The 26458-nt window shown below is 43.7% G+C and carries 27 protein-coding genes; 9 read left to right on the top strand and 18 right to left on the bottom strand.

Annotated features, from left to right (window positions below; genetic code table 11):
* Positions 1-8: 8 nt before the first annotated feature.
* From OA79_RS09660 to OA79_RS09650, 3 genes are all read right to left on the bottom strand, one after another.
* Complete coding sequence (locus OA79_RS09660; RefSeq protein ID WP_063333030.1) at positions 9-902, bottom strand: ribokinase; 894 nt, start codon at positions 900-902, stop codon at positions 9-11.
* Positions 903-1107: 205 nt separating this feature from the next.
* Positions 1108-2337: an argininosuccinate synthase gene (locus OA79_RS09655; RefSeq protein ID WP_063333029.1), complete on the bottom strand. Its 1230-nt coding sequence runs from the start codon at positions 2335-2337 to the stop codon at positions 1108-1110.
* A gap of 191 nt (positions 2338-2528) precedes the next feature.
* Positions 2529-3455 carry a flagellar protein MotY gene (locus tag OA79_RS09650; protein WP_082825441.1) on the bottom strand — a complete coding sequence of 309 codons (927 nt, stop codon included), beginning with the start codon at positions 3453-3455 and terminating at the stop codon, positions 2529-2531.
* Between the two features lie 54 nt (positions 3456-3509).
* Between OA79_RS09650 and rnt the strand changes: the two genes are divergently transcribed.
* The 7 genes from rnt to OA79_RS09615 all read left to right on the top strand — a co-directional run bounded on the left by rnt (position 3510) and on the right by OA79_RS09615 (position 12505).
* A complete protein-coding gene (gene rnt / locus OA79_RS09645) occupies positions 3510-4178 on the top strand; it encodes a ribonuclease T (protein ID WP_063333028.1) in 669 nt (222 codons plus the stop codon).
* Between the two features lie 63 nt (positions 4179-4241).
* Complete coding sequence (locus OA79_RS09640; RefSeq protein WP_082825440.1) at positions 4242-4622, top strand: YbaN family protein; 381 nt, start codon at positions 4242-4244, stop codon at positions 4620-4622.
* Positions 4623-4682: 60 nt separating this feature from the next.
* Positions 4683-7745 (top strand): DUF748 domain-containing protein, encoded by a 3063-nt coding sequence (locus tag OA79_RS09635; protein WP_063333027.1) that lies wholly within the window; start codon positions 4683-4685, stop codon positions 7743-7745.
* Between the two features lie 279 nt (positions 7746-8024).
* Positions 8025-8291: a YdcH family protein gene (locus OA79_RS09630; protein WP_063333026.1), complete on the top strand. Its 267-nt coding sequence runs from the start codon at positions 8025-8027 to the stop codon at positions 8289-8291.
* Between the two features lie 281 nt (positions 8292-8572).
* The gene (locus OA79_RS09625) at positions 8573-10681 is read left to right on the top strand and encodes a TonB-dependent siderophore receptor (protein WP_082825439.1); all 2109 of its coding nucleotides are present in this window, start codon (positions 8573-8575) and stop codon (positions 10679-10681) included.
* A gap of 215 nt (positions 10682-10896) precedes the next feature.
* Positions 10897-12243, top strand: a complete 1347-nt coding sequence (gene trhP / locus OA79_RS09620; protein WP_063333025.1) for a prephenate-dependent tRNA uridine(34) hydroxylase TrhP — start codon at positions 10897-10899, stop codon at positions 12241-12243.
* Positions 12244-12253: 10 nt separating this feature from the next.
* Entirely contained in the window at positions 12254-12505 is a 252-nt protein-coding gene (locus OA79_RS09615) for a YfhL family 4Fe-4S dicluster ferredoxin (protein WP_063333024.1), read from the top strand.
* 72 nt (positions 12506-12577) lie between these two features.
* On the opposite strand, the gene OA79_RS09610 is transcribed toward OA79_RS09615, so the two are convergent.
* Entirely contained in the window at positions 12578-13237 is a 660-nt protein-coding gene (locus OA79_RS09610; RefSeq protein WP_063333023.1) for an NADPH-dependent FMN reductase, read from the bottom strand.
* Complete coding sequence (locus OA79_RS09605; RefSeq protein ID WP_063333022.1) at positions 13237-13839, bottom strand: TetR/AcrR family transcriptional regulator; 603 nt, start codon at positions 13837-13839, stop codon at positions 13237-13239. Before OA79_RS09605 ends, OA79_RS09610 begins: the two co-directional genes overlap by 1 nt.
* Positions 13840-13969: 130 nt before the next feature.
* On the opposite strand from OA79_RS09605, the gene OA79_RS09600 reads away from it, so the two are divergent.
* On the top strand, positions 13970-14527 hold the full coding sequence (locus tag OA79_RS09600; protein WP_063333021.1) for a carboxymuconolactone decarboxylase family protein: 558 nt from the start codon (positions 13970-13972) through the stop codon (positions 14525-14527).
* Positions 14528-14596: 69 nt separating this feature from the next.
* Here the strand turns inward: OA79_RS09600 and OA79_RS09595 are convergent, their stop codons facing one another.
* The 10 genes from OA79_RS09595 to OA79_RS09555 form a co-directional block, all read right to left on the bottom strand.
* Positions 14597-15058, bottom strand: a complete 462-nt coding sequence (locus tag OA79_RS09595) for a methyltransferase family protein (protein ID WP_063333020.1) — start codon at positions 15056-15058, stop codon at positions 14597-14599.
* A gap of 73 nt (positions 15059-15131) precedes the next feature.
* Positions 15132-15494, bottom strand: coding sequence for a hypothetical protein (locus OA79_RS09590; protein ID WP_063333019.1), 363 nt, complete (start codon positions 15492-15494; stop codon positions 15132-15134).
* 114 nt (positions 15495-15608) lie between these two features.
* The gene (locus tag OA79_RS09585; protein WP_063333018.1) at positions 15609-16271 is read right to left on the bottom strand and encodes a YoaK family protein; all 663 of its coding nucleotides are present in this window, start codon (positions 16269-16271) and stop codon (positions 15609-15611) included.
* Between the two features lie 159 nt (positions 16272-16430).
* Positions 16431-16694: a Txe/YoeB family addiction module toxin gene (locus OA79_RS18080; RefSeq protein WP_082825438.1), complete on the bottom strand. Its 264-nt coding sequence runs from the start codon at positions 16692-16694 to the stop codon at positions 16431-16433.
* Positions 16687-16941 (bottom strand): type II toxin-antitoxin system Phd/YefM family antitoxin, encoded by a 255-nt coding sequence (locus OA79_RS09580; protein ID WP_063333017.1) that lies wholly within the window; start codon positions 16939-16941, stop codon positions 16687-16689. Before OA79_RS09580 ends, OA79_RS18080 begins: the two co-directional genes overlap by 8 nt.
* A gap of 411 nt (positions 16942-17352) precedes the next feature.
* Entirely contained in the window at positions 17353-17682 is a 330-nt protein-coding gene (locus tag OA79_RS09575; RefSeq protein ID WP_063333016.1) for a DUF2834 domain-containing protein, read from the bottom strand.
* Between the two features lie 179 nt (positions 17683-17861).
* Positions 17862-18497: a DUF998 domain-containing protein gene (locus OA79_RS09570; protein WP_063333015.1), complete on the bottom strand. Its 636-nt coding sequence runs from the start codon at positions 18495-18497 to the stop codon at positions 17862-17864.
* A gap of 166 nt (positions 18498-18663) precedes the next feature.
* Positions 18664-19170, bottom strand: coding sequence for a hypothetical protein (locus OA79_RS09565; protein ID WP_063333014.1), 507 nt, complete (start codon positions 19168-19170; stop codon positions 18664-18666).
* A 1116-nt stretch (positions 19171-20286) separates the two neighbouring features.
* Positions 20287-20604 carry a HigA family addiction module antitoxin gene (locus OA79_RS09560; RefSeq protein ID WP_063333013.1) on the bottom strand — a complete coding sequence of 106 codons (318 nt, stop codon included), beginning with the start codon at positions 20602-20604 and terminating at the stop codon, positions 20287-20289.
* 9 nt (positions 20605-20613) lie between these two features.
* Positions 20614-20901, bottom strand: coding sequence for a type II toxin-antitoxin system RelE/ParE family toxin (locus OA79_RS09555; protein ID WP_063333012.1), 288 nt, complete (start codon positions 20899-20901; stop codon positions 20614-20616).
* 660 nt (positions 20902-21561) lie between these two features.
* Between OA79_RS09555 and OA79_RS09550 the strand changes: the two genes are divergently transcribed.
* Complete coding sequence (locus OA79_RS09550; protein WP_063333011.1) at positions 21562-22746, top strand: MFS transporter; 1185 nt, start codon at positions 21562-21564, stop codon at positions 22744-22746.
* 568 nt (positions 22747-23314) lie between these two features.
* On the opposite strand, the gene OA79_RS09540 is transcribed toward OA79_RS09550, so the two are convergent.
* The 3 genes from OA79_RS09540 to OA79_RS09530 all read right to left on the bottom strand — a co-directional run bounded on the left by OA79_RS09540 (position 23315) and on the right by OA79_RS09530 (position 25511).
* Complete coding sequence (locus OA79_RS09540) at positions 23315-23890, bottom strand: hypothetical protein (protein ID WP_156486246.1); 576 nt, start codon at positions 23888-23890, stop codon at positions 23315-23317.
* Positions 23891-23961: 71 nt separating this feature from the next.
* Positions 23962-24789 (bottom strand): hypothetical protein, encoded by an 828-nt coding sequence (locus OA79_RS09535; RefSeq protein ID WP_156486245.1) that lies wholly within the window; start codon positions 24787-24789, stop codon positions 23962-23964.
* A gap of 107 nt (positions 24790-24896) precedes the next feature.
* Positions 24897-25511: an FMN-binding negative transcriptional regulator gene (locus OA79_RS09530; RefSeq protein WP_063333007.1), complete on the bottom strand. Its 615-nt coding sequence runs from the start codon at positions 25509-25511 to the stop codon at positions 24897-24899.
* Between the last annotated feature and the right edge of the window lie 947 nt (positions 25512-26458).

Raw genomic sequence — 26458 nt, 5'->3', positions numbered from 1 at the left:
TTTTTAAACTAGTCATGCTGAGCAAGAAATTCAGTCACTTCTTGCTGCGTGGGTATAGATGAAGCCGCCCCTAAACGGGTGACACATATTGCCGAAGCGGCACAAGCACGTCGGATGGATTCGGCCATGCCTTGGCCTTGCATCATGGCCGACAGACAAAAACCAATAAACGTATCACCGGCGGCCGTCGTATCAACCGCCTGCACGGAAAAAGCCTCAACTTGAATACGTTCTTCACCATTGAAATAACACACACCGGCTTTACCTAACGTCATCAGCACGGCTAAATCTGGGTAAGCGTCTGGAAAGGCGGCAATGGTGCTATCAATGTCAGGCGTGCCGATTAAGTCCATCGCCTCCACTTCATTCACAATCAATAAATCCACCAAACCCAGTACGTTTTTGCTCAAAGTAACGTCCATTGGCGCAGGGTTAAAAGCCACTTTTACCCCTTGCTGTTGTGCTTTCTGCATCACATATTCAATCAGATTGGTCTCATTTTGCAGTAACACCCAATCACCCTGTTGAGCCTTCTCCAATACCTGATCCACCTGCTCTTCCGTTAAAGCATGGTTCGCACCTTGGTAGAGAATAATCGAATTTTCCGCTTCTTTCGTCAGCTGAATGATCGCGTGCCCGGTTGGCACATCAATTTGTCGGATCAAACTGGTGTCGACCCCCAAAGACTGCAACTGTGTCACCACACTTTGATCGCTATGGTGAATCGCGCCAACGTGTTTCACGTCAGCACCGGCTTTCGCTAAGGCAACGGATTGATTCGCCCCCTTCCCTCCCAGTAAACACTGGTAATGGTCTGAGGCCATCGTTTCACCAGGTCGAACGAAATGGTCTAACTGATAGAGGTGGTCGAGATTAATCGAACCAACATTATAAATTGTCATATTGCCCATCCTTCTGGGTGACACAAAGCCAAACACTTGGCTCATTTTTATTCGTAGCCAAGAGTGTACGATAAAAAAAGTCACTCGTCGGCGTTATCAATGGATAAATTAGCAAATTTTGACCGATTGGACAAAACATAAAAAAACGCTCAATCCAATTTGGAAGGAGCGTTTCTTAGAAACACTAATAAAACAATATTAGTCTTTATTTTTTATCTAGAAAGCCACGGCCTTTTTGTGCCGCAATACGCATGCGCAACGCATTCAATTTAATGAAGCCTGCTGCATCTTTCTGATCATAAGCACCAGCGTCATCTTCGAATGTCGCCACAGAGCTATCGAACAAACTGTTTGGTGATTGACGGCCAACCACTTCGACGTTGCCTTTGTACAATTTAAGACGAACCGTACCACTTACGTGCTCTTGAGACGTATCGATCAAGGCTTGCATCATACGACGCTCTTCTGACCACCAGAAACCGTTGTAGATGATTTTCGCGTAACGCGGCATCATTTCATCTTTCAAATGCATCGCTTCACGATCCAAAGTGATAGATTCAATCGCACGGTGAGCTTTCATCATGATGGTGCCACCAGGTGTTTCGTAACAGCCACGAGCTTTCATACCAACAAAACGGTTTTCAACGATATCGACACGACCAATACCGTTTTCGCCACCAATTTTGTTCAATGTTTCTAACATGGTTGCAGGTGATAACGCTTCACCATTCAATGATACTGGGTCACCTTTTTCGTAACCGATTTCAATGTATGTTGCTTCGTTTGGTGCTTCTTCAGGAGAAACAGACCAACGCCACATGTCAGATTCAGCTTCCATCCAAGGATCTTCTAACTGATCACCTTCGTAAGAGATGTGAAGCAAGTTCGCATCCATTGAGTATGGTGATTTTTTCTTCTTAGTTGAGAAATCCACTGGGATTTTATGTTCTTCACAGTACGCCATTAGCGTTTCACGAGACGTTAAGTCCCACTCACGCCAAGGTGCAATCACTTTAACGCCTGGCTTCAATGCGTAAGCACCTAATTCAAAACGAACTTGGTCGTTACCTTTACCCGTCGCGCCGTGTGAAATTGCATCGGCACCGGTTTCATTGGCGATTTCGATCAGACGCTTAGCAATCAAAGGACGAGCAATTGACGTACCTAGTAGGTATTCGCCTTCATAAATCGTGTTCGCTCGGAACATAGGGAATACGAAGTCGCGGACAAATTCTTCACGCAAATCTTCGATGTAGATTTCTTTAATACCCAACGCTTGAGCTTTCGCGCGAGCTGGTTCAACCTCTTCACCCTGTCCTAGGTCAGCGGTAAAGGTCACCACTTCACAGTTATACTCTTCTTGAAGCCACTTCACGATTACGGAAGTATCCAGGCCGCCTGAATAGGCAAGCACTACCTTCTTCACGTCAGACATTATTTCTATTCTCCTCAACGAGCTCGCGCTCCCACGCCAATGCTTTCAAACCAGTACACGGCGGCGCAAATAATTTAAAAAAGGGGCTGTAAGTTTAAATTTTCGCTACTGGCTTAGCAAGTAAAAAGCCTTATTTCGCGAGAAAATAAGGCTTTTAGAAGAGAAATCAATTCACACTATTAAACGGTGGACTAATTGATGTCGTTTTTTTCCAACCGAATGGTCACCCGTCGGTTACGCTCACGACCTTGCGAATTGTTATTGCTGGTCGATGGGTAGCGCTCACCGTGATAACGAGAAATAATTTTACCCGCGGCGACACCTTTTTCTAATAAGTAGGCCGTCACCTTTTCCGCTCGAATTTTCGACAGTTCACGGTTATCTCGACGAGAACCTATGTTGTCGGTATGGCCATCAATGTAAATGTATTCAACACTTGGATCGGACGACACATACAGCGCCACCAAATCCAAACGAGCTTTGATTCGCTCTGTTAAATCCACGCCATTTAAAGGAAATAAAGCCGCCGTTCGTGCAATTTGATCATAATTAACGGGTAACAAGGTGGCTAAGCAACGACGAAATTCATTATAGGCGGGCGCGAAATTGATATTAGACAAGCCGACTTCAACGGTTTCTTTACTGTTTTCCCAAGCACGGCCAGCGACAACAGGATGACGTCCGCGGTCTAAACTGGTCAACATGCGTTCTGCCACCTTTCCCCCCACTTCCACCGTGAGACCGTATCCTGGGTAAGGTAAAATATCCAAGGTTTCTGGTTTACTGCCCGGAGACCAATCCGGCGCTTGAGAAATGATGTACACCTGACCCGGTCCGAGCTTTTCATTTCTAGGCTGCAACACAAACTTCATTGGCTCACCGGCTTCTTTAATGAACTGGCCTTCACCATAATGCGGTACTGGGTGCGTCAAACTACAGGAGAAAATGTCCCCTGATAGCAGCCATTCAGAATCGGTAATTCCGGACTGATAATGAGTCAATGCATGGGCCTGGTTAAAACTTAACCCAGCCGTCAGTAAAAACGTTGTTCGAATTAGCAGTTGTTGGGCAATTCCCATTGAGACATCTCGTTCAAGCGTAATCAGTTGTGTTATCATCAAATCCTATTGTACCGTTAATCTTATACAAGCGGCAGAATTAAGGACCTTCTTTTGTCAAACCATGAAATCAAAGATCGATTCCGCGGCTTCCTACCCGTTGTTATCGACGTCGAAACCGCAGGCTTTAATCAAAAAACCGATGCATTGTTAGAAATGGCTGCCAGCATCCTAAGAATGGATGACAATGGTGACCTTTATATACATGAAACTGTTGGCTTTTTAATCAAACCTTTTGAAGGTGCCAACCTTGAAAAAGCCGCTTTGGATTTTACTGGCATTGATCCTTTTGAGCCTGGTCGAGAAGACATAACCGAGAACGAAGCCATCACTCAAATGTTCGCTAAAGTTCGCAAAGAGCTGAAATCCGTAGGTTGTAAACGAGCGATTCTAGTGGGCCACAATGCCGCATTCGATCATGGTTTTTTAAATGCCGCAATCGAACGAGCCGACATCAAGCGCAACCCATTTCACCCTTTCTCCAGTTTCGACACCGCCAGCTTAGCCGGTTTGGTGTTCGGACAAACGGTGTTGGCAAAAGCCTGTGAAGTCGCCTCCATTCCTTTCAGTAATTCAGAAGCACACTCTGCCAAATACGATACGGAAAAAACCGCCGAATTATTTTGTGAAATGGTGAACCGTTGGAAACGCCTTGGTGGCTGGCCGTTAATTGCGAACGAAACCGAAGATGACATGTCTGCGATTTTCAATTCTGGTCAATAAGCACCATAATGAAACCCTATCGCAAATTTTTACTGTCTTCGCTTCGTCCATAAGGTGGTTGCTATGATGCCAGCAAAAAAATACCTTTACCTGCTACTTGGCTGGTTATCGTTAATAACAGGTATTATTGGCATCTATCTCCCCTTGCTTCCGACCACCCCTTTGGTGCTGCTCGCGGCTTGGTGCTTCTCCAAGTCATCGAAGCGCTTCCATTCTTGGCTGTTGAACCACAAATTCTTCGGCCCCATTGTCCGCGATTGGCAATCGGAAGATGGCATTCCAAAACGCTCTCGCAACCGAGCCATTATCTTCATGTGGCTCGGAATGAGCATTTCCATGCTGATTGTTTACCGTTTCTGGGCAACAGTGGGCTTGATAAGCATCGGCGTTTGCGTCAGCATTTATTTACTCAGATTACCGCTCCGCGAAGATCAGCAAGACTAACACCCTGCGTTGTTTGCAGATTGACAGACATTTAAATTCCAAGACATCATAAGGTCATCCATGATAACCCGTCGCCAGTTTCGTCTATTCGTCTTTTACCCTGTTCTCGTTATCAGCTTAGTGATGATGTGCTTATGGGGAGCCGCGCCGTTTGTGGCCAAACACTACCTACAGGATTTTTTCCAACAACATGGTCAGAGCGCGACTCTGGATGCCCCTAACATTGATTTCTTTCCACCTCGACTTGAGGTCAATAACCTCATCGTCCAACAGCAGAATGTCCCAACACTGACACTGGAACATGCCGAGTTCGCCATTGAGTTTTGGCCCTTGTTCAACCAAACGTTAGCGGTGTCCATTGCCGACATAGCAGGCTTAAACCTTAACGTAGAACAACAAGCGAACAATTGGATCATCGCTGGACTCGATCTGGCAAAACTGACGTCAGACAGCACAGAAAAAAGTGATGCTGCAGAATCTAACCAATCAAAAGCAGACACTGATCCCAACGCAAGCACATCCTCTTGGGGCATTTCTGTGCCTCAAATCCAGGTTAAAAACGCCTTTGTGGATCTCACCCGTAACACCAAGCAGAACGAAGACGCGCAGACAGATCGGCTAGGCTTAACCTCCTTAGAAGTTCAAAACCTCATCGGACAAGGTTTAGATTGGCAAGCTGACATCGCCCTATCAGCACAAGTAAACGATGCGACGTTGCGCCTTGATAGCCAGCTAAACTACCAGAAAAAACAGACCAACTTCGTCATCAACACATTGACCACAGACCTTTCGGTTGACAGCATTCGACACTTTTTACCCGTCGACTATCAGGCAACAGAAGGCGACCTAACCTTAAATGCCGCTTTGTTATTGGAACACAATGCCAACAGCGGACAATTTAAACTCAATGTGACGTCCTTTAATCTGGATCTTCAAAATGCCTTCGTACCAGTTAACCAAGAACAAAGCATTCGCCTGCACGCAGCCAACCTAGACCTAAAAGACACCCAATTGGACTATGCACCTACTCCCAAAGCGACCAATGCAGACCATGACACCATCAATCTAACGGCCGCTACTAAGCTAACCATAAAGGCTTCAGATGTGGCTATCCAACAGGGTGAACAAAGTCTGGCTTGGCAAACCTTGGACATAGCAAGCCCAATCAAGGTCATTGGCGACGAATCCGGTTATCAATTAACGTCTGACTCATCGACACTCGCCCTAGCGGAACTGAAACTCTCCTCTGACAGTCTCATTCTAAGTGGTCAAACCCTTGCACTCGAATTGGCAAACCTTGACCTTACTCTGGCCACCGATAAGCAAATTAAAGTGGCCGTCGACAGTCAATTTAACAGCCAGCAGATGGCGGTTAAACAAGCAGGCAACCGCTTGTCATATCAATCACTGACACTAGACAGCCAGTTAGCTTTTTCACAAGATGCTCAACACACTCAGGCACAAAGTAAAGCATTCAGCCTTCAACTGGATGAATTCAATGGCGACCTTATTAACGGTCAAAGCATTGCCTTGCAAACGACTCAGCTGATGGCAGATCAGCTGACTTTGAATCAAACAAAAGCACAACAAACAGATCCGGAGCCAATAGAAACAAGCCTTTCAGGCCAACAGATTTCACTCAATACCAAAGGCTTAGACAGCTACGCCAGCAACGACAAGCGACTTGCCGCATGGCAAAGCAGCCAACTCTCTGGGGTCAATTTTGAACAGCAAGGGGACGTCTTTTCCGTTCAAGCTGAGCGTTTAGACATCAATCAAATCACCTTGTCAGACGACCTTAGCGCCCCAGACAGGCCAGCGCTTGCGACATTAGGACAAGTTAGCATCAGCCAACTGGAAGCCGATCAAGACACAGCAAAGATAGACAGCATCCACACCCAAGATGTGGTGATTAGCTTGCTGTTAGACGCCGAAAAAAATCTCACCAATCTGGTCTCCATCAACAACACACCAGCGACCTTGCCAGAACCAAAACTACAGCCCAACACTAGCCCGAGAGTGTCTGACCTCCGTCAAGACAGCAAATCCTCAAGCACAGAACCAACGCAAACTAAAACGACAGAGTCAGGTTTTAAAGCCCCTTATCAATTAGTGTTAAACCAATATGCCATGACCGGCAGCTCTCATGTTTATGTTAAAGACGACAGTATTTCACCAGCATTAGAACGCACCTTAGACATCGACACCCTTACCCTGGCTAACCTGAATACCCAAGACGAAAAACAAGCAATGGATGTCACCCTAAAAGCCCACAATGGTAAGTACACAAAAATCCAATCCGATGTGACCCTTTGGCCGTTGGCCGACAGACTCACTATGCAAAGTGAATTAACCATTAAAGAAGCCGAATTACCGCCTTATTCCGCTTATCTCGCCTCCGTTTTAGGGTATCAAATTGACTCAGGACAATTAGACCTTGACCTCAAATTGCATGCGCAACAGGGCTTATTGGATGGCAATGCACATGTTTTACTCAGGGAATTTGACTTGGGCGGCCAGCAAGAAAGCGGCTCAGTCATGCAGGCGGGGGTGATTCCGCTCAATATTGCTGTGGGGATTTTAAAAGACAGTGACAACAACATTGATCTCGACATTCCGCTCTCAGGGGACATCGACAACCCTGAATTCGGCTGGCGTAATTTCTTATTCTTACCGGTTCGCAAAGCCTTATACTCCGCCTCCAGTAACTACTTGATGCAAACCTTCATCCCTTATGCCAATGTCATCAGCATTGCTCAATTGGCAGGTGACCAGCTGCTAAAAATCCGCGTCGCTCCCCTTACCTTTGCGCCGACAGAAACCCAACTCAGTGAGAATCAAAATGACTTTTTAGTGCAACTGAGTCAACTGATGAAAGACAAAGAAGACAGCCAACTTAAAGCTTGTGGTGTCACCAGTTATGTGGATCTGGGCTTTGACACACCACCTGCGACATTGGATGAAAACCAAAAAGCACAAGCAAGGGAGTTGGCACAAGCAAGAGCAGATCGTTTGAAAGATTACCTTGTGTCTTCAGGTATTCGCTCGTCACGTATTTTGCTCTGCTCACCTGAAATTGACTTGTCCAAAGACAGCCAACCAAGAGTGGAACTCAACTTTTAATTGAGACGCTTTTCCTTTCTCGTTTTTTCCATCCGCTTCTATTTGTCCGTTGTCACGCAACGGACAAATGCTCTGTCAGCAAGCTTTCAAGTCTCCCCACAAATGTCCAATAAATGCGCAGTCACTGAAGACAGCATTGAAAATACAGGCTTATGACCTATTACTTAAGATAAGAAGATTAAGGTTAGAAAAGCTGACAAGGGTCAAGAATGTTTCCCCTTGCCTAAGCTAATCTATAAATAAGCTTAATGATTAAATTAATGCAGATCGGAGGACACGATGCCAATTTCAGATCACAACTTAGTCAATGAATTCCCTGAGTACAAAGACGACATTCATCACTTAAAAATGGAAGACGCCCATTTCAAAAAATTATTTGATGAATACAACCACCTGACTCATGAGATTGAGAAAATGGAACAAGAATTGATTCCGTCTACCACTCAAGAAGAAGAAAGTCTGAAAAAACAACGCTTACAATTAAAAGACACACTGCAAGGTTACATCAGGGCGAGCAAAGCCGCCGCCGAAAAAGCCCAAGCATAACCTATCAAAGACGTTAAAAAGCGGGCCTTTCAGGCTCGCTTTTTGTTCCTCCTCTCGCTAAGCCAACCCGCTTTCACTAACGAGCTTCTCACGCTAAAGCGCGTTACTCCGGCAATCCATACCAAATTTAGACTGTCACTGACCAAGGTAACAAGCTATCCCAAAAGCCCAATAAGCGTCGCCACCCTTTTGTAAGAATTATCCTACAAAAAACAATTGTAAACCATTCTCATAATCATTATCATGCCGAACTTCAAAACCCCGACCTAGAGACACTCTCCATGTTTAAGAAAACCTTTTTGATGATGCAGGCATGCGGCGCTCTGACGTTCTCATGTATCGCCTTTGCAGAAGCTTCAGCGGATGATAACACCATTGAATTACAGGCATTAGAAGTGCAAGGTCGCGCTCTATCCTACTACAAAGAAGATGAAACCAATCTGGTTACCAAGACAAATACCAGTATCGACAACACACCTCAATCCGTTCAAGTGGTTACCAAAACCCTGATTGAAGACCAAGCGGCTCGTCAGATTACTGACCTCTATCGCTCCATTTCAGGTCTGTCACAATATCAACCCGCAACTGTGACATTACGTGGCTTTATGCAAGACGAGATTCTCTATGATGGCTTAAAAGGCGATCCGTTTGGCGATTTTTCCATTCCGCAGCTTTTCACCATCGAGCAAGTCCAAGTACTAAAAGGCCCTTCCGGTGCAGTCTATGGCGCTGGTGAACCGGGTGGTGTGATCAACTATGTGACGAAAAAGCCAACTTATGAACAGCAAAATACCCTACAAGTCACCGCGGGCAACAAAGACTTCTTAAGTGGCAGTATTGAGTCATCTGGGCCCGCTAACGAAGAGGCCTCACAACGTTACCGCGTGGGCATTTATTCTGATGGGCAAGACTCTTACCGCAACAATGTGGAAGAAGAAAACCAAATCATTGATCTTGGCTACGCTTGGGACATTGATCAAGACAACACCTTAACGGTGCAATACACAGACATTCACCAATACCTTTCCGGTGCTCGTTTACGCGGTATTCCAACCGATGACGATGGTAATTTCTTAGCCGATACCTCATGGAACAACAATGAGAAATCCGACTACCAAGAACTGGATGCACAAGTTTTCCAAATGCGCCTTGATCACAGCATCAATGACTGGCTCGAAAGCAACGTCGCCCTTCGCTACTTTGAGAATACCGAAAACCAAAAATACCACGAAGTCGTTGGCTTATTAGACAGCGACAGTGACGGTGTTATAGACACCACGCAGCGACAGTATCGTGATCAAGTTCGCTCAAGAAAAGGCATCACCTTAGCAGGCAATCTGATTGCCGAACTGGGCGATCACACTGTGCTGCTTGGCAGTGATTACTTCCATGAAAAAAACAGCTTTTTATACTACCGTGCCAGCAAAACAGCGGATGGTGTGTCCAATCTGAGTCTGACTGATCCTGTCTATGGTCAAGACAATGTCAGCGATTACACCATGCACCTTAAAACAGACGAAACCACCACGTCAGATCGTCTTGGTGTATACGCCCAAGACCAGTGGCAGATTACCGACAAACTGAATTTACTCAGTGGTATCCGCATTGATCGTTATGAAGAAAGCTACCAAGACCACATGTCCAGTGAGGGTGAAAAGCAATATAACGACACAGGCTACACAGCACGCTTTGGCGGTAGCTATCAACTAAATGACACTTGGAAACCCTATGCTTCTGTCTCTACAGGCTTTGTACCACAAGACGCCGCAGACCAACAAAGCAGTGTCGGTGGCCCATTTGACCCAGAAGCAAGCCACCAAGTGGAAGTCGGTGTGCGCAGCTATTGGTTAAACAACAAGCTGAACGTCAATCTGGCTGCGTATCGAATTATTCGCGAGAATATTTTGCAAGAAGACCCTAACGACAGCGACATGCTGGTTGCCATTGGCAAAGTCCGCAGCAAAGGGATTGAATTGGATGTTATGGCAGATATTACGCCTCGTTGGGTGGCGAATGTTAGCTATGCGTACAATGACACTGTGGTGAAAGAAGCCAACGATGGCATTCAATACGCCGATGGTGACCGCTTTGCGAACACACCTTATCATCAACTTGGTGCCTGGACTCGCTACGACTTCCCAAGCCTAGCATCGTCCATTGCTTTGGGTTCGGATTACGTGAGTGGTCAGATCAATCGCCAAGGGCAAAAAGTGAAGCCTTATAGCGTTTACGATTTATCATGGCAAACCCACTGGCAAGATTGGAAATTCCAAGTCAACGTCAAAAACCTGTTTGATAAAGAATACGCGGTCAGCGGCTTTACCGATAAAATTGGCTCCTTCGTGGGTGAACGTCGTCGTGTATACGTGAGCGCGGCTTACCAGTTTTAGTGTGAATTTGTTCTAGTTTTCCTAAAAGCGAGCCTAACGTGCTCGCTTTTTTTATGTCTGTCGACCCAGTCAGCACACAATAGCTCTCCCAATTCACAAGCAAGATTTGACTTAAATCAAAGGGCTGACAATTAGCTTGGCAAAGCCGTGCCAATCTCTTGAGTTCGTTCTTCAAGAGGTTACACTCCGCGCGTTTTTCATTTTAGGGCCAAGTCATGTTTACACCAGAATTATTGTCGCCAGCCGGTTCGTTAAAAAACATGCGTTACGCTTTCGCCTATGGCGCCGATGCGGTCTACGCAGGCCAACCGCGCTACTCATTACGTGTTCGTAACAATGAATTTGATCTAGAAAAACTTGAAATCGGCATCAATGAAGCTCATGAGCTGGGTAAAAAGCTTTATGTGGTGAGCAACATCGCCCCCCACAATGCCAAGCTAAAAACCTACATACAAGACTTAGCTCCCGTGGTGAAAATGCAACCTGACGCACTGATTATGTCAGATCCAGGCCTGATCATGATGGTTCGTGAAGCGTTTCCAGATCAAGCAATCCATCTGTCTGTTCAAGCCAATGCGGTAAACTGGGCCACGGTGAAATTCTGGCAGCAACAAGGCATTTCCCGCGTTATTTTGTCCCGAGAATTGTCCTTAGACGAAATCGAAGAAATCCGCATGAAGGTGCCTGAAATGGAGCTCGAAGTCTTCGTTCACGGGGCGTTATGCATGGCGTACTCTGGCCGTTGTTTGCTGTCTGGCTACATGAACAAACGCGATCCAAACCAAGGGGCTTGCACCAACGCCTGCCGCTGGCAATACAATGCTCACTCTGCCACCGAAGACAGCAACGGCCACATCATCGCCACGGCCAACTCAGCGGTGCAAATTCAAGAGCCAACCGATCAACTGTTTTTATTACAAGAACAAGGTCGTCCAGACGAATACATGCCAGCCTTTGAAGACGAGCACGGCACCTACATCATGAACTCAAAAGATTTACGGGCCATTCAACATGTGGAACGTCTAGTAAAAATGGGCATCCACTCACTAAAAATCGAAGGCCGAACCAAGTCTTTCTATTACTGTGCCAGAACCGCACAAATCTACCGTCAAGCGATCGACGATGCTGTGGCTGGTAAAAGCTTTAATCCACAATTAATGGATAACTTAGAAAATCTCGCCAATCGTGGCTATACCGACGGCTTCTTACAGCGTCATCGCCATGTGGATTTGCAGAACTACGAAACGGGCAATTCCGTCAGCCATCAACAACAGTTCGTTGGCGAAGTCTTATCCTGCCAGAACAACAAACTGACACTGGCCGTCAAAAACCGCTTCTGTGTGGGCGATTCACTGGAATTAATGACACCGCAGGGCAACCTAACCTTCATACTTACTCAGCTGTGGGATAAAAAAGACCAAGACATTCACGTCGCCAAAGGCAGCGGCCACATTGTCAGCCTCCCTTGCCCTCAAGGTATGGACGTTTCTATGGGCATACTGTTGCGCAACTTGCCAGAGGGCCAAACTACCCGACAGCCACACAAACAAGCCACAGTATAAAGGTGACGAGATGGCTCTGTTGATCAATGAGCGCTGTATTAACTGCGACATGTGTGAACCGGAATGCCCCAATGACGCCATTAGCATGGGGCCCAAAATCTACCAAATCGCCCCTGAGAAATGCACTGAATGCGTGGGACACTACGACCAACCGACTTGTGTCGCAGTGTGTCCAATTGATTGCGTGAAACCGGATCCGGCGAGACAAGAAAGCGAGGCGCAGCTCTACGAAAAGTTTGTCGAGCTGCATTTTGATGTATAGCGCGGTCTTTACTTCAAGCGATTTACCGCAAGCTATTTATGTCAAGCCAAGCACTGGATGCCGGCGAGAGCATTAAGGCGCGTTTCGTTGTGAAGGCTGACGTTTAAACGCCTTCGCATGGGTGAAAGGGTCTTCTATTTGTCTTTGCTGGTGAGTCGCTTCCGCCCACCAAACCAGTTGATAAAAACTGCGCCCAAAATAATCAAACCAAACGCTCTGGTCTTCCCCTACTTGCAATGCACCATCTTCCTGAAATACTTCTTGCGCCTTAGGAATATGGATCATTGCTGAGACCGACAAACAGCCCAATTCCGCTAAAAAATTTCTCATGCCTAACGCCGCTCGCATGCCACCCCACTGACCAGCCGAATAGGTCACAATGGCACTGGGCTTATAAGAAAAAATGGAACTGCCAAAATGATTCAACAAGTTTGCTAACGCAGGGCTCATAGAATGGTTGTATTCTGGGCTCACCATGACGTAGCCATCGGCAGCCGCAATCTTATCCGCCAAGTCGTCTAATGCCGTTGGGGCTTTACCTTTCACATAAGCGAAATGTGGCTTGAAGACAGGCTCCATTGGGTAATCCAATGCATCGATGAGTTCTATCTCATGGTCGGCAAAACGCTCAGCAAAGCAGTCTAAACAAGCTTTAGCAACACGTTCACCCAAGCGGGCCGGTTTAGGTGGCGTACTGTTACGAACACTGCCAAGAAACACCAAAAACTTCATCATTGAACTCCATTTAATCCGCTCTGGGAATGCGCGAACACATCCTCGATCATCGCCTCTAAAATCTCGATATCATCACAGGTTTTAGCGTAGACACGCAAGCCCGTTATTTGAATTTGTAGCAATCTCGCCAGTTGTTGTGGGTCTTTTTGCTTGGAGATTTCATTATGCTGTTGAGCTTCGGTCATGAGCTTAGCAAACGCATCTTCCACTCTTTTTAAAGCGGCCTTGGCTTGTTCAAACAATTCACCCTGCTCTTCCGTTAGCTCAGCCACAGTTTTTGCCAACAAACACATACTGCTCGGTGCATTTTGACGTGATTCAATCACCACCAGTCTCACAAAGCGCTGCAAGGTATTAAGCGGTGAGTCCGATTGTGCTCGCAATTGTTCAAGCTGATCTAGGCTGACTTGTACGTAGTATTCAATCGCCGCCTTAAACACCCCATCTTTACTACCGAATTCAGCATAAATACTTCCGGGGCGCATATCAATCGCGTCTTGAAGATGGCGCATCGACGTCGCGTGATAGCCTTTTCCCCAATACAAATTTGTCGCTTTTTCAATGACTTGCTGGCGATCAAACCTTGGCTTTTTACTCACAGCATAACCTTATAAAAAAATATAATTGAGCGAATGTTCAAATATATATTGAACGATCGTTCAATTAAAGTTAAATTGCTCATTACTTAAGCAAACCAAGCTTTTAATTAACCAACCTAAGGCCGCAAACATGACCGAATTTACCTTACATAACTTGGACACCACACCTGAAGGCAGCAAAGCCATTTTAGAAAACGCTGTAAAACAAATGGGGACGATACCTAGTCTGTATGCTGTGATGGCAGAGTCGCCAGAAATTCTTCAGGCTTATACGCAACTGCATCAAGCTTTCACAAACACCTCTTTTGATGCCGAAGAACTGACCGTTGTTTGGCAAACCATTAACGTTGAACACGAGTGTCACTTCTGTGTTCCAGCACACACGGCCATTGCTCATTCTATGGGCGTGGACAAAGCGTTAATCGAAGCCTTACGCAACAGCGAACCAATGCCCACGGAAAAATTACAAGCCTTGCAAGATTTGACCTTAACACTCGTTCGTCAGCGTGGTTTTGCTTCTGATGAAGAATTAGCCGCTTTTTATGCCGCTGGTTACGAGCCTAAGCAAGTGTTGGAAATCATCTTAGGATTGTCACAGAAAGTGATTAGCAACTACGTGAATCATGTCGCAAAAACCCCCGTTGATGACATGTTTAAGCCTTTTGCATGGAGCAAAAAACAAGCTTAAAGCAAGCCATCTTTAGGTAAAAAAATAGGCGCCATGGGCGCCTATTTTTTTACCTAAAGAATGAGGGCACTATAACCAGCGTCTAACGCTTGCCGAGTAGGAATCAAATTCCTCTGCGAACTTTTCTTTCATATGCCGCTCTTCCGGCACAATCTGAAAGCGAGTCATATACAACACAAAAGCGAGAACCCAAACCACCGCCAACAGATTCATTAAGTACCAAGCCACCCCAATCAACAACAACACAAAACCAAGATAAATGGGGTTGCGACTTAACCCAAACACACCACGGCTGACCAAGTGAGAAGAGTGTTCTGGAAAACGTGGGTCCAGCGTCGTTTTCGCTCTGCGAAACTCGACCACCGACAGAATGGGCAATACCCCACCAAGTAGAAAAAAGACACCAGCAACAAGCTTAGCCCAAGGAAAAGACAGAGAGGCCACAGGCATAAGCAGCGCCGTTGCCCACATACCAATCAGACAAATAAACATCAATAAAACAGGCGGAATACGCAACTCAAGTTTTGACATGTTAAGCTCCAATAAATTGAGTCTAAATCGGTTAAATGCTTCTATTGGTGTCACGCCAAATAATCTGTTTGATTTACTTTGGTCGCTGCCCCAGCAAATACGCCGTCCAAGTTAAAAGACTAATAAAGACACACGCGGTTATGGCAATTAACGCCAGTATCGCCCGTACAAAATCGCTACCGTGCACATGACCTTGCTCATTATCTTTTGCTAACGAACTCAAACAATGCTTTGGGCCATCCAGCGGATAAAAGGTGAAATCGATGACACGCTCTAAAAATTTCCAGTAATAATGGAACCGCTTATTGGGACTTCTATTGGCAAAGTAACCGACCCTCGCAGAGATGGTAATATCAGGATCCCCTCCAGCAATGGCATTGCCAAGTTGATCAATGGCCACCAACACATTCCACAACCATTTAGCGACAGCTTCCATAACTTATCCCTCGGCACACTTGATGGACGATAAAAGCAACATAACACCAATCATAGTCTACTCAAGGCCACTCTGGTGAAAATCTCTACGGTTTAATGTCTCGCCATCGCGGCTCTACTGCGGCTGTCCCGTCATGTAAACACGATAAACAACCGCCATGATGAAACAGCTTGCCGCCGGAAACAAAAGCGCCATAAACTGATACGACTCATACAATAAGGCCCCAATGGAACCGCCAGAAACAAAGCCAATGATGATGTACAGAAACAGCTGAGCCTTACGTTTATCAAGCGCTTCGCCCCTGATGCACTTCCCCAGCATAATGCCCAAGTCGGTAAAAATCCCCGTGACATGAGTGGTTCTGATAATGGCTCCGCTGTAAGTCGTGGCCAAGGCATTTTGCAAACCACACGCCGCCGACGCAAAAAAGTGCCCATAAAAAGAACCGTTCGATAACAGGAACAACGAGACTAATAACAAGACAGCTTCTAAAAACAAGGCCGTATCGTAATGCCTTCCCAGCTTGAGACTCGACCCATGCAATAACACACCGGATAAAACGGAACCCAGCAAAAAGGACAGTAAAACGCCCATTAAATGCAAACTGGTTTGAAAGGAAGAATTTAAAAAGCCCGTACCAAGCAAGGTTGCCGTGCCCGACAAGTGCGACACAGACTGATGATCAAAACTCAGCAAACCAATGGCATTCACACAACCTGCCACCAAGGCCAGAAAAAACGCACCGACCTCTACCCATCTCGGTAATTGTGAAATCAAACGAACAGACTCCTACAAAAGGCTTGAGAAATACTCGTTAATCTGACCAATCAGGTCAGCACAATGAAATATACTTGAGCAACCCCCTTTAATCCCCCTTACCAAGGGGGATTAAAGGGGGTTGCGAAGCGGATCAATACAAGACAAAGCTTACCGCTACTAATAATGATAACGACACGAAATAACCGTAATTGCAGTATCATCCACAGCGTATACCAAACGGTTGACATCATCTATTCTGCGCGACCAGAAGCCTGAAAGGTTTTCTTTGAGGGGTTCCGGCTTTCCCATTCCATCAAACGGGGAACGCTGAACATCGGTTATTAACTTATTGATACGCCTCAAGGTTTTCTTATCTTGAGTCTGCCAATAAACATAACTTTTCCAGGCTTCATCAGTCCATGATAACAACCTGTTACTCATCAATCAGTTCTCGCTGAGTTGTTTTACTGGCTTTAAACTGTTCAATAGAACGGTTTAAATGCTCTGCATTAGCAGGCGAACGAAGTAAATGGACGGTTTCCATGAGACTGTTATAGTAATCCAATGACATGACAACAGCATCTTCAGAATCACGACGAGTAATGACCGTAGTATCCGCATCATTGACGACATTATCCAAAACGGCTTTTAGACTATTGCGAGCTTCGGTAAAAGAGACAATTCGCATTTTGCACCTCACTTGTACATTATATGGGACAAGTTTAGCTTGGAAATAGTTTCATGTACAGTATGTTGTACATAACAAAATACGCTCCATTGCCAGCAATGTCTTTCACCTGTCTTTTAGCTTAGATGACAAGCCATAGTAATCATTAGCTTAGCATCCATTTCAAATGTGACCTGACCGCAACGACAATGTCCCTTAACCTTATGTGATGTACTGTTCACGATAATCTACCTCCAAATGTAAAATCGTTAGCGCGTGTTCTACCTCTAGCCCAAAACCTGGTAACCAGATACTGAAAAATAAATGACATCCCAAGCAAGGGGAATAGTGCGCAGTCTATGTCTATCCTTATGAAAACACGAACAGACTCAATATGACGGCTGCGGTAAGTTGACGAGTGGCTTAACGCCTTTACTCTAAATGGCTTTGCTCAACACTCCGTTGTCTTAAATACAAAAACAGAGGCAGACCAAGAGAAACGCCGATACAAAGCGTGCCTAACACCGCCGTCCAAGCATAGGCTATCTTCCGTTTCTTTGTCTCAAAAAAGATGAAAGCAAACAACGCCAATGCAGAAATAACCACATCTAGGCCGAAGAAAGCACCAATTCTAGTTTGAAAAAGCTCATCGAAAAATAACGGTATATTCAACCCATGCTCCAACGCCCAAGGAACAAATTGGCTTAAAGGCACCAGCGTCCCAACAACACAGAGCAATACATATAAGTGTTTGATATTCATAATCTAATCCCTTTGAAAAGTGACAGCCCCATCGACTGGTGGTAATGATTGGATGGCGTTAACCTGTAAGCAGCATAAAGAGAATTTGAGCAACCCCTTTAATCCCCTTACCAAGATGGATTAAAGGGGGTTACGAAGCGGATCAATACGCCTTTGCCTCAAGTACAAAAAAACAGCTGTTATTTATCCCGTTTTAAAGCTTTGTTAGGCAAATTCTTTCTCAAACTGTAGCCAAGATAAATAAACCATGAATACAGTGTCAATTCCAAAACACGTTGATTTAACCCTACTGTGTTTGAGCTCGGGTCTAAATTCATCAATGCGAACAAAGCGAATATCCCTGCCACATAACCAATGTATTTAAATGTCTTTGATTTTGACCATGACAGAGAAGCTGAAGATATACAGAATATTGCGAGAACCCCGCATAGGTAGCCCGGAAAAGCCGACGCCATATGAATAAGATGGGACAGTGTTGGTACATCGGGCTCACACTCAAAGTCACATGGAAAAAAAGCCGCGACACCAAGACTAACCCCATAGACAGCAATCAAAATAAGCCCAGTGGTATTCCATTTTGTACGAGGTAATACGGAATCACTAACAAAGACAAAACCAAGCAGGAACAACTCAGTGGGGATAAAGCCTAAATAATTTACATAATTCCCATAAGGCGACCCAGTTGCCCCCAATTCACTAATAAATTGAGCAACATGACTGTAGTCTGGGTAAAAGTGACCCGCTATGAAAATAGTGCAGGCAAACCAAAGAAAGCTAAATACAGGTAAAGCGAGAAGCAAATATCGACGGTTCAACGTGCCCTTCCTTGTTTGACTAAGGCTGTCCAGCGAGCTTGTGGGTCTTATAGGGGCAGAGTTAAATTATATTTAACTTTCCTCTGCCCCCAATTATTTCTAAACCTCGCGAACTCGCGAGAGTCGGGCGACCGAAGGGAGCGAATTTAATGGCTTTGTTATGCACTTACAGCATGCCTATCAAAGCTGAAGCACCCGCGCCAATAAGACTACCTACAGTGCTGTTTTGTAAGAGTGCTTTCAGTTTTGATTTGGCTTCAGAGTCATCGCTTTTAGCGATCTTTTCCGCCAACTCCTGAATAGTCACATTAGTCGTTAATGTATTACTGTTGCCTACCTGAACATTTTCACCACTAATGGAACCAATATTGAAAGTAGAATCGCCGTGTTTAGTAACATGAGGCTGCGCAGTTATATTCTCAACTTTCATAGTCAACATGTGAGGGTGCGTAGTGCCTACACCTAAAGTACCATCCTCTAAAAATGATACATCTACAACTTTAAGGTGTATTTCACGCTTACCTGACTTTTGGGTAATAACATCGCCAATCCCCACATCTGGCTCATCTGTGTACGGCACCAGAGCTTTACCTTGGGACAAATTTCGTTGTCCTTTATATTCAACGCCTGAGATAGTAAATTTTTCAGGGTAAGCCAACTTATCAAAATCCATCTTTCTCTCCAGTGTTCTCGTGATTCAGCATTAGTGCATAACATCTATGTCCCCCCCGATTTTTGCGAGCAAAATCAAGATCTAACAAAAACAGTTTTGCAGCCATCTATTCGGATTTTTTTGTGAGGCATTAATAGCTTTTATCCCTAATGCTTTACTCACTAAAATGGCGCTGACTTGGTTCTAATCATTTGGCGCTTTCTACGAAAAAATGTTAGTTCCAGAATTTCCAAGGCACGATTTATCTATCTTGCCATCACTCTATGAAACAGCAAGAATCAAAACTCGTTTTATAAAAATAGGATGTGAGATCAAATCAGACAGGAAAAACCCTTATCAATTCATTCGTACATCCCTTACTTGAGCTTCATCATAGAACAGCGTTTTGAGTTTTTCCAATATGAAATTGAGTTTTTGACGAGTAAGAATTGGGTAGTTAGACGTTCGCTAGTGTCTGATTTTGCTTGGTTGATCAGAGCCACAAGCTGTTGTTCATGATGAGCTAATTTGAGATTGCTGGTCTAACCCCACCCTAGCCCTCCCCTTGAAAGACATAAGGGGAGGGAATAAGAGATAATGAGTCACTCAACCCTTGTCAGTTCGACGCGATCCTGATTGCGCGACCTTATGGTCTTCTCAAGTCAGTAACCGACAGTCAACCTCCAGCCATAAGTGCCATTCAACACCTTACGGTACAGAACGCTATATAGATATCAGAAGTGTCAAAAAGAAAAGAGCCCTTATGATTCTGATAAAGATTTTTTGCGTTCCTTTAAATAAAGAGTTTTGCATCGTTTGGCAAAAGTAACCCGCCTAGCTTTTCCCTGAATTAAAAAGCGGAAAAATGCTCCCCAACCAAAGCCAATCAGGAGAAACAAACAAACTATCGAACACAGTAAAACCCCACCCTAGCCCTCCCCTTGACTTTCCTTTCGAAGATAATGGGAGGGAATAAGAGATTTGGTTTGGTGGTTTACTCTGAGCTGCTGTGAGGTTGCTGGACTACCCCCACCCTACCCCCCTTTGACTTTCCTTTCGAAGATAATGGGAAGGAACAAGTCTTCCCCTTATGTCTTTAATTTAAGTAAAAAGAGAAAGTCTGTTAGAGGCAACCACTCAAACATGCTCTGGGTCGCTAACCTTTGGAAGTAACGGTTTCACCGACTTGGCTTCTTCTTGATAGCGGTTTCGAGTATCCCAAAGGTCTACCGCATGCTGAATATTTAGCCAAAACTCTGGTGTGTTTCCTAATGCTGCGCCCAGTTTTATAGCAATTGGCGCGGTCAATACTCCACCATTTATTAGATTACTGACAGTATTGCGGTGCACGCCCATCGCATCGGCTAATGCTTTAGATGTAATAGACATTGGCTCTAAAAATTCCACTTTAAGCATCTCACCCACACCGATTGGGCGACGTTTTGTTTTACGCATTTGTTTACCTCAATACTTGTGAGGGTCAAGATAAGTGTTTAATGCAACCCCATCTTTCCATCTAAAAATCAAACGATATTGTTTATTTACTCGGATAGAGCACCAGCCTTTCAAACTCCCTTCTAAATGCTCAAAGCGATTTCCGGGAGGCACTCTTAAATCAGCCTCAGCTTTAGCAGCGTCCAAAATTTCTAACTTTCGATAAAGCGCCTTAGCTATGTTGGTTGAAATACAGCGATGCGGCTTATCTTCTTCATAAAAACTTTCTAACCATTTATCCCTAAATTCTAACGACATAATTCGCACAACCTCCTTGTGCATCGACCTCAGATAATACCGCACAATATGACTATGCACAACTTGAGCCATTAAGGTCTTAAAGCCTTTTTGATGGCTTATGTGGTGCTACTCTTGAATTCAAGTAATCTTGTTTAATTGAACCTGTCTGATGACGCGGCGCTGATCAATATAGTGGTCTAATAAAACCGGACAGCAATGTCATTTCTTAAAAATGAAATGGTAATAGAGGCAATTTACGCTTGATTCAAAAATGTCTTTTTTCATGAGCAATCCGCTTACTCCAACAAGCAGCATACAGAGCTTTAGAGCATTCTTTCGATAAAAATGGAACCATCAAAGGTAGTTAGGACTGGAAAATCTGTAACTATGTTGAACAGTATCTCTCAACAATCGCAACGACCTAACGACTCCTTTTCGGTTATGTAAACTACTGAGAATTGACGTACAACGAATGGACGAAGATTCGTAAGCTAAAGTTGTATTAAATTTCACTCTGCCCCAAATTAACTCTTTGATCCAAATTAAGAAACGATCTCTGAAGAGTGATGTGCAGACGACTTATTTGCACCTTCCCTAGGATAAACACTATACTGATTTGCCTCTTTTATTTTGATGGTAAGATCAAATAAAACGATAAATCAGCCACAAGGAATGAGTATGTTAGGAGTAAGTGTTTGGGGTTTGGCTTTAGGACAAGCGCTGCTAATAACAGGCAACATTTTACTTGTCTCTGTTACTGCTTTAATAGGACAACAACTCGCTCCTAATTTATCTCTGGCAACATTGCCTGTCGCTACGCAATTTCTAGGTTTAATGGGCGTCATTTTACCAGCCGCACTATTAATGCGAACGGTGGGCCGAAAAAAGGGCTTTTTCATTGGCAACCTTATCGGCATAATCGGAGCATTTACCGCCTTTTATGCCTTACAACAGACTAATTTCGTTCTTTTCTGCTGTGCAACCTTACTGTTAGGCATGGCCATTGGTGTTGGCCAACAGTATCGATTCGCCGCCATTGAAAATGCCCCTAATGACAAAACCCCACAAGCCATTAGCTTAATTATGGGAGCGGGAGTGATCGCCGCCATATTAGGACCTAATATGGCTATTTGGGCTGAATTTATAGTACCGGATACTCAATATCTTGGCGCATTCGCCGCTTTATTGGTTTTGTATATTGCTACCACCATTCTGATTCTTATGTTACCTCTTAGGCAACCAACACAAGAAGAGCAAACGGGCACACCAAGATCTTATAAAACCCTACTAAAACAACCCAATTTACTCGCCGCCATTACGTCTGGTGTGATTGGCTATACCGTTATGACTCTGGTCATGACCGCAACACCACTGGCAATGCATGGACATGGTTTTCACTTTGGGCATACTGCCACTGTAATTCAATGGCATGTATTAGGGATGTTTGCCCCTTCCTTTTTCACCGGTAAATTCATTCAAAAGTATGGTACGACGAAGGTGATACAAGCTGGCTGTTTGCTCTTACTGATTTGTGTTGTCTTAAATCAATTTGGTTCAGGCTATTGGTACTTTTGGACCGCCTTGATCTTTCTTGGTATTGGCTGGAACTTTACCTTCATTGGCGCAACAGCCCTGTTAACCAAAACGTACCAACCAGCAGACAAAGCAAAAGTGCAAGGATTAAACGACTTTTTAGTCTTCACGGGAGCAACTATCGGCAGTGTATTAGCCGGCTACTGGCAAAATCTTTTCGGCTGGGAAATACTCAACTTATTAATGATCCCTTTTATCCTTGCCGCCATGTTAAGCGTATGGCTCAGCGCTAGAAAGTCGCTTCCAGTGATAACGACAGAAACGACTTAAACTGTGGCTGCTTGTAAAAAACGGGTCAGAGCACTTTAGTTTAAAAATGTGAAGCGAAACAGAATAGAGCAAACTATTATCAGCCTCTTATTGGCTTGTTAGCGGTATTATACCGCCCAAATAAAAAATTGCTGGTCATAGCACCAACTAACGCCCCAACCACACAAAACACTGTCCCCATAAAGAATGAGCTCAATATGCCTAAAGTAAGGCCGATTAAAATCACATAATATTTATATGAAATTTTAGGTAATACAAAAAACTCCATCACAAAGCTAAATATAATTGATTGAAAACCTGTGAGTATAAATGCAAACGGGATATATAGAATTAACCCACTAAAAGCTATACTCACTTTGCCTAGCAATAAAAAAATCATGCTAATACATAATGAGCCAAGAATGGGTGGTAAAAGAAACCCTATAAATAACCGTTTAACTCGATCCTTGTTAATATTATCACTCCTTGAAATACAGCTAATGCCCGATTAAGCGGACAAAAATAATTGGTTATAATGTGGAGCTAAGCGAAACCTAACAAACTGTTTTTGTTCCACTTAAAGCTCTTGTTAGGTATTTATAGCTTCGAGTTCAGTATTTAGTTTTCGAATTGACTCATTAATTTCTTTTATTTCGTAAATCAATTTTTTTCTATATGTCATTGATGCTTTCTGAGTTACTAAGCTATTACCTTCAGCATCTATAGAATTTCGGTTATTAACAATCGCCTCAGTACATCGTAGGACTTCACCTTGTAAAAATTCAACTCTTTTGTATTGAGAATTAAGCTTACTTGTTACATGCTGTGTTCTCATTAAATCTCGTGATGTTTTACTTTGCTGGATTTGCATTTCTAATAATGCTTTTTGAGAGTCAGCCAACTCTTTACTATTTGTCTCAGTTTTCTCCAAAACTAGGCGAGTTTCTTTTAACTCTTCTTTTTGTGTTGTGTATGCCTTAATTAGGAAAAATAAAGCAAGAGAAGAGACGAATGGGTTTAATATACCACCTACATAATCACCTATAGCCCCCCAGTCGCCAGGTTTTTCTGACCATTCATAATGGTAAAATTGACTAACATACAAGCTAACCATAATAATCACTATAATAATTAGTAAGATCCATGGCCAAAATATTTTTTTCATCTCGAACGACACTTTGAACACCTTATATAAACGTAAAATTGATACACCTAACGCTTAAAGCAAGCGCGCATTTATGCGTCGTCTTGCCTTTTTTTGTTATGTGTTTCGCTGGCACTACTCATGATTATTGACATGAGATCCTCCAAGCCCTGTTGAAAAGTATCATCAATTGTTACGACCAATATCATGAGATGAACTTTCATAGTTGCAGCCATCATGGCTGCCTCTGAAACCTCATAATACATTTGTTCTCGTAACTTACCTTCTGAGAATACTTCGTGATAGTACTCCTCGGCAAAGGTGCCACCATGAATGAAGCTAGATAGTTCTGCATATTCAGGTATTAACTTCAAAAGGTAAGCACTCTCATTTTTAATAAAGCTGCTATTGGCCTTAATATATTTAATGATGCTTCGGTGCTTCCATTTATATGTTATTTCATTAAGATCTCTTTTCGATATATTTAGATCTGGATGATCTTTTCTGAGTTTCTTAAGTACTTGTGCATCAATGGGCTTTCCGGCAATTTTCATGGATGCCTCAGATGCGTTAATGAATGCAAGCGTTTCACTTATTGTGGAATACTTTCTGTACTCAAGGCCAACATCATCAGATTGCTCTTTAAGTGCCCGCAATAGTATGTAATGAAACTTAAGGTAATGCTCAATAAGAGTTCTATGAAGTACTTTAAGCACATAAAGATGCGTATCGCACGCTTCTGCCAGATCATAGATACCAAGCTTTACAGAATTTGCACTTGCCATGAGGCCGATTAGCGTCTTTCCGGTGACTGAGTACTTCGAAGCACCAAGAATAGGTATGAACTTATCCCCAAGTTCACCGAACTTCTCATGAAACTGATCGTCAAACTCTAATATTTCTGCGTAATCAAATTCCATCTTACTTCTGCTCACACATAACGCTTTGCTAAGCGGCTAAAAAACGTTGGCTAAAATTTGCGAGGAACGAGCACAGCCAACTGTTTTGTGTCCGTTTAAGCAACTTGTTAGCTGCCTGTACCGACAGACAGTTTCTTCATATGTTGAGCTAAGCTTTGTGCATCGAAGTCTGAGGAATGTAAAAGTGCATTATAAACACCTGATTGATCTTCCGATTTTCTTTGTTGCCCAAGTTTTAATTTACATTCAATATTTGATATCTCTATCTTAAAGCCAACTATACCAGATAATAATTTATCTCTAAATTCATCAGTAATGATGTCTCTTTTTACCAGTAAATCCGGCTCGTATTTATTAACAAGCTCTTCAACAGCTTCGAGGGTTTGGGTGTTATTTAAAAGAGAAACTTTTCCATACGCATGCACAGCAGAATAATTCCATGTAGGAACACCGGGTGATTGGGCGTACCAACTAGGTGATATATAACTATGTGGCCCCATAAATATTATTAATACATCACTACCTTCAAGCTCTTTCCAATGTTTATTGGCTCTAGCACAATGACTATAAAGGGCTCCTTTCTCACCTTCCTCATTGTGTAATACGAATGGAATGTGAGTTCCTGTGAGAGAACTTGAAACAATAACTCCAAATCCGAACTCATTTATAAAGTCATGGGCTATAGATATATCATCTGTTCTGATGTTGCTTGGGATATACATATTACTCCATTGCCTTTGAGGCAGCTAACATTTTATTAATGCGAATGAGCGTTTAGACAACTCAAAGACTTTACCAATACCTTTATAAATAACTGATAAAAAAAGTTTTTATCAAGATATCAACAAAATCCAAAACTGGAAAAACGAGCATGCGCGTTATTTCATTTATCCACAGCGCGTTATTTTTGCTGCGGATATTCTTATCCATTGATACTAAAACGCTTCTTCATTTCTTGCCAGTACAAACCACGCACTTTTTCGATATTGGGCATTACAAAATAAGCAATATCTTGGCGAGATGAAAAATAAACTGTATAGATATGCAGTTTTTGATGGCTATTCAAAAGACTTACCTGATATCCCTGTGTTGGTCAGATCACTACATACATTTCATAGTAAACACTAAGTTCATTTGAGGTTGCTAGACTAACCCCACCCTAGCCCTCCCCTTGACTTTCCTTTCGAAGATAATGGGAGGGAACATGAAGTTTGGTTTGGCTGGAAATAGCTTTGTCAGATTGCACTTCGCTTATAAGACCTACAAGCTGTTGTTCACGATCAGCTAATTAGAGGTTGCTGGACTAACCCCACCCTAGCCCTCCCCTTGACTTTCCTTTCGAAGATAATGGGAGGGAACATGAGGTTTGGTTTGACTGGAACGCTTTTAAACGTAAAAAGAAATAATGAGCCACTCAACCCCTGTCAGTTCGACGCGATCCTGATTGCGCGACCTTATGGTCTTCCTAAGTCAGTAACCGACAATCAACTTCCAGCCATAAGTGCCATTCAATACCTTACGGTACAGAACGCTATATAGATATCGGAAGTGTCAAAAAGAAAAGAGCCCTTATGATTCTGATAAAGATTTTTTGCGTTCCTTTAAATAAAGAGTTTTGCATCGTTTGGCAAAAGTTACCCGCTCAGCAGAGCGGAAAAATGCTCCCCAA

The organism is Marinomonas sp. TW1 (assembly GCF_001625355.1).
Classification (GTDB): domain Bacteria; phylum Pseudomonadota; class Gammaproteobacteria; order Pseudomonadales; family Marinomonadaceae; genus Marinomonas.
Note: the sequence above shows the minus strand (reverse complement) of the source record. Positions and strands in the feature narration are given on the sequence as shown.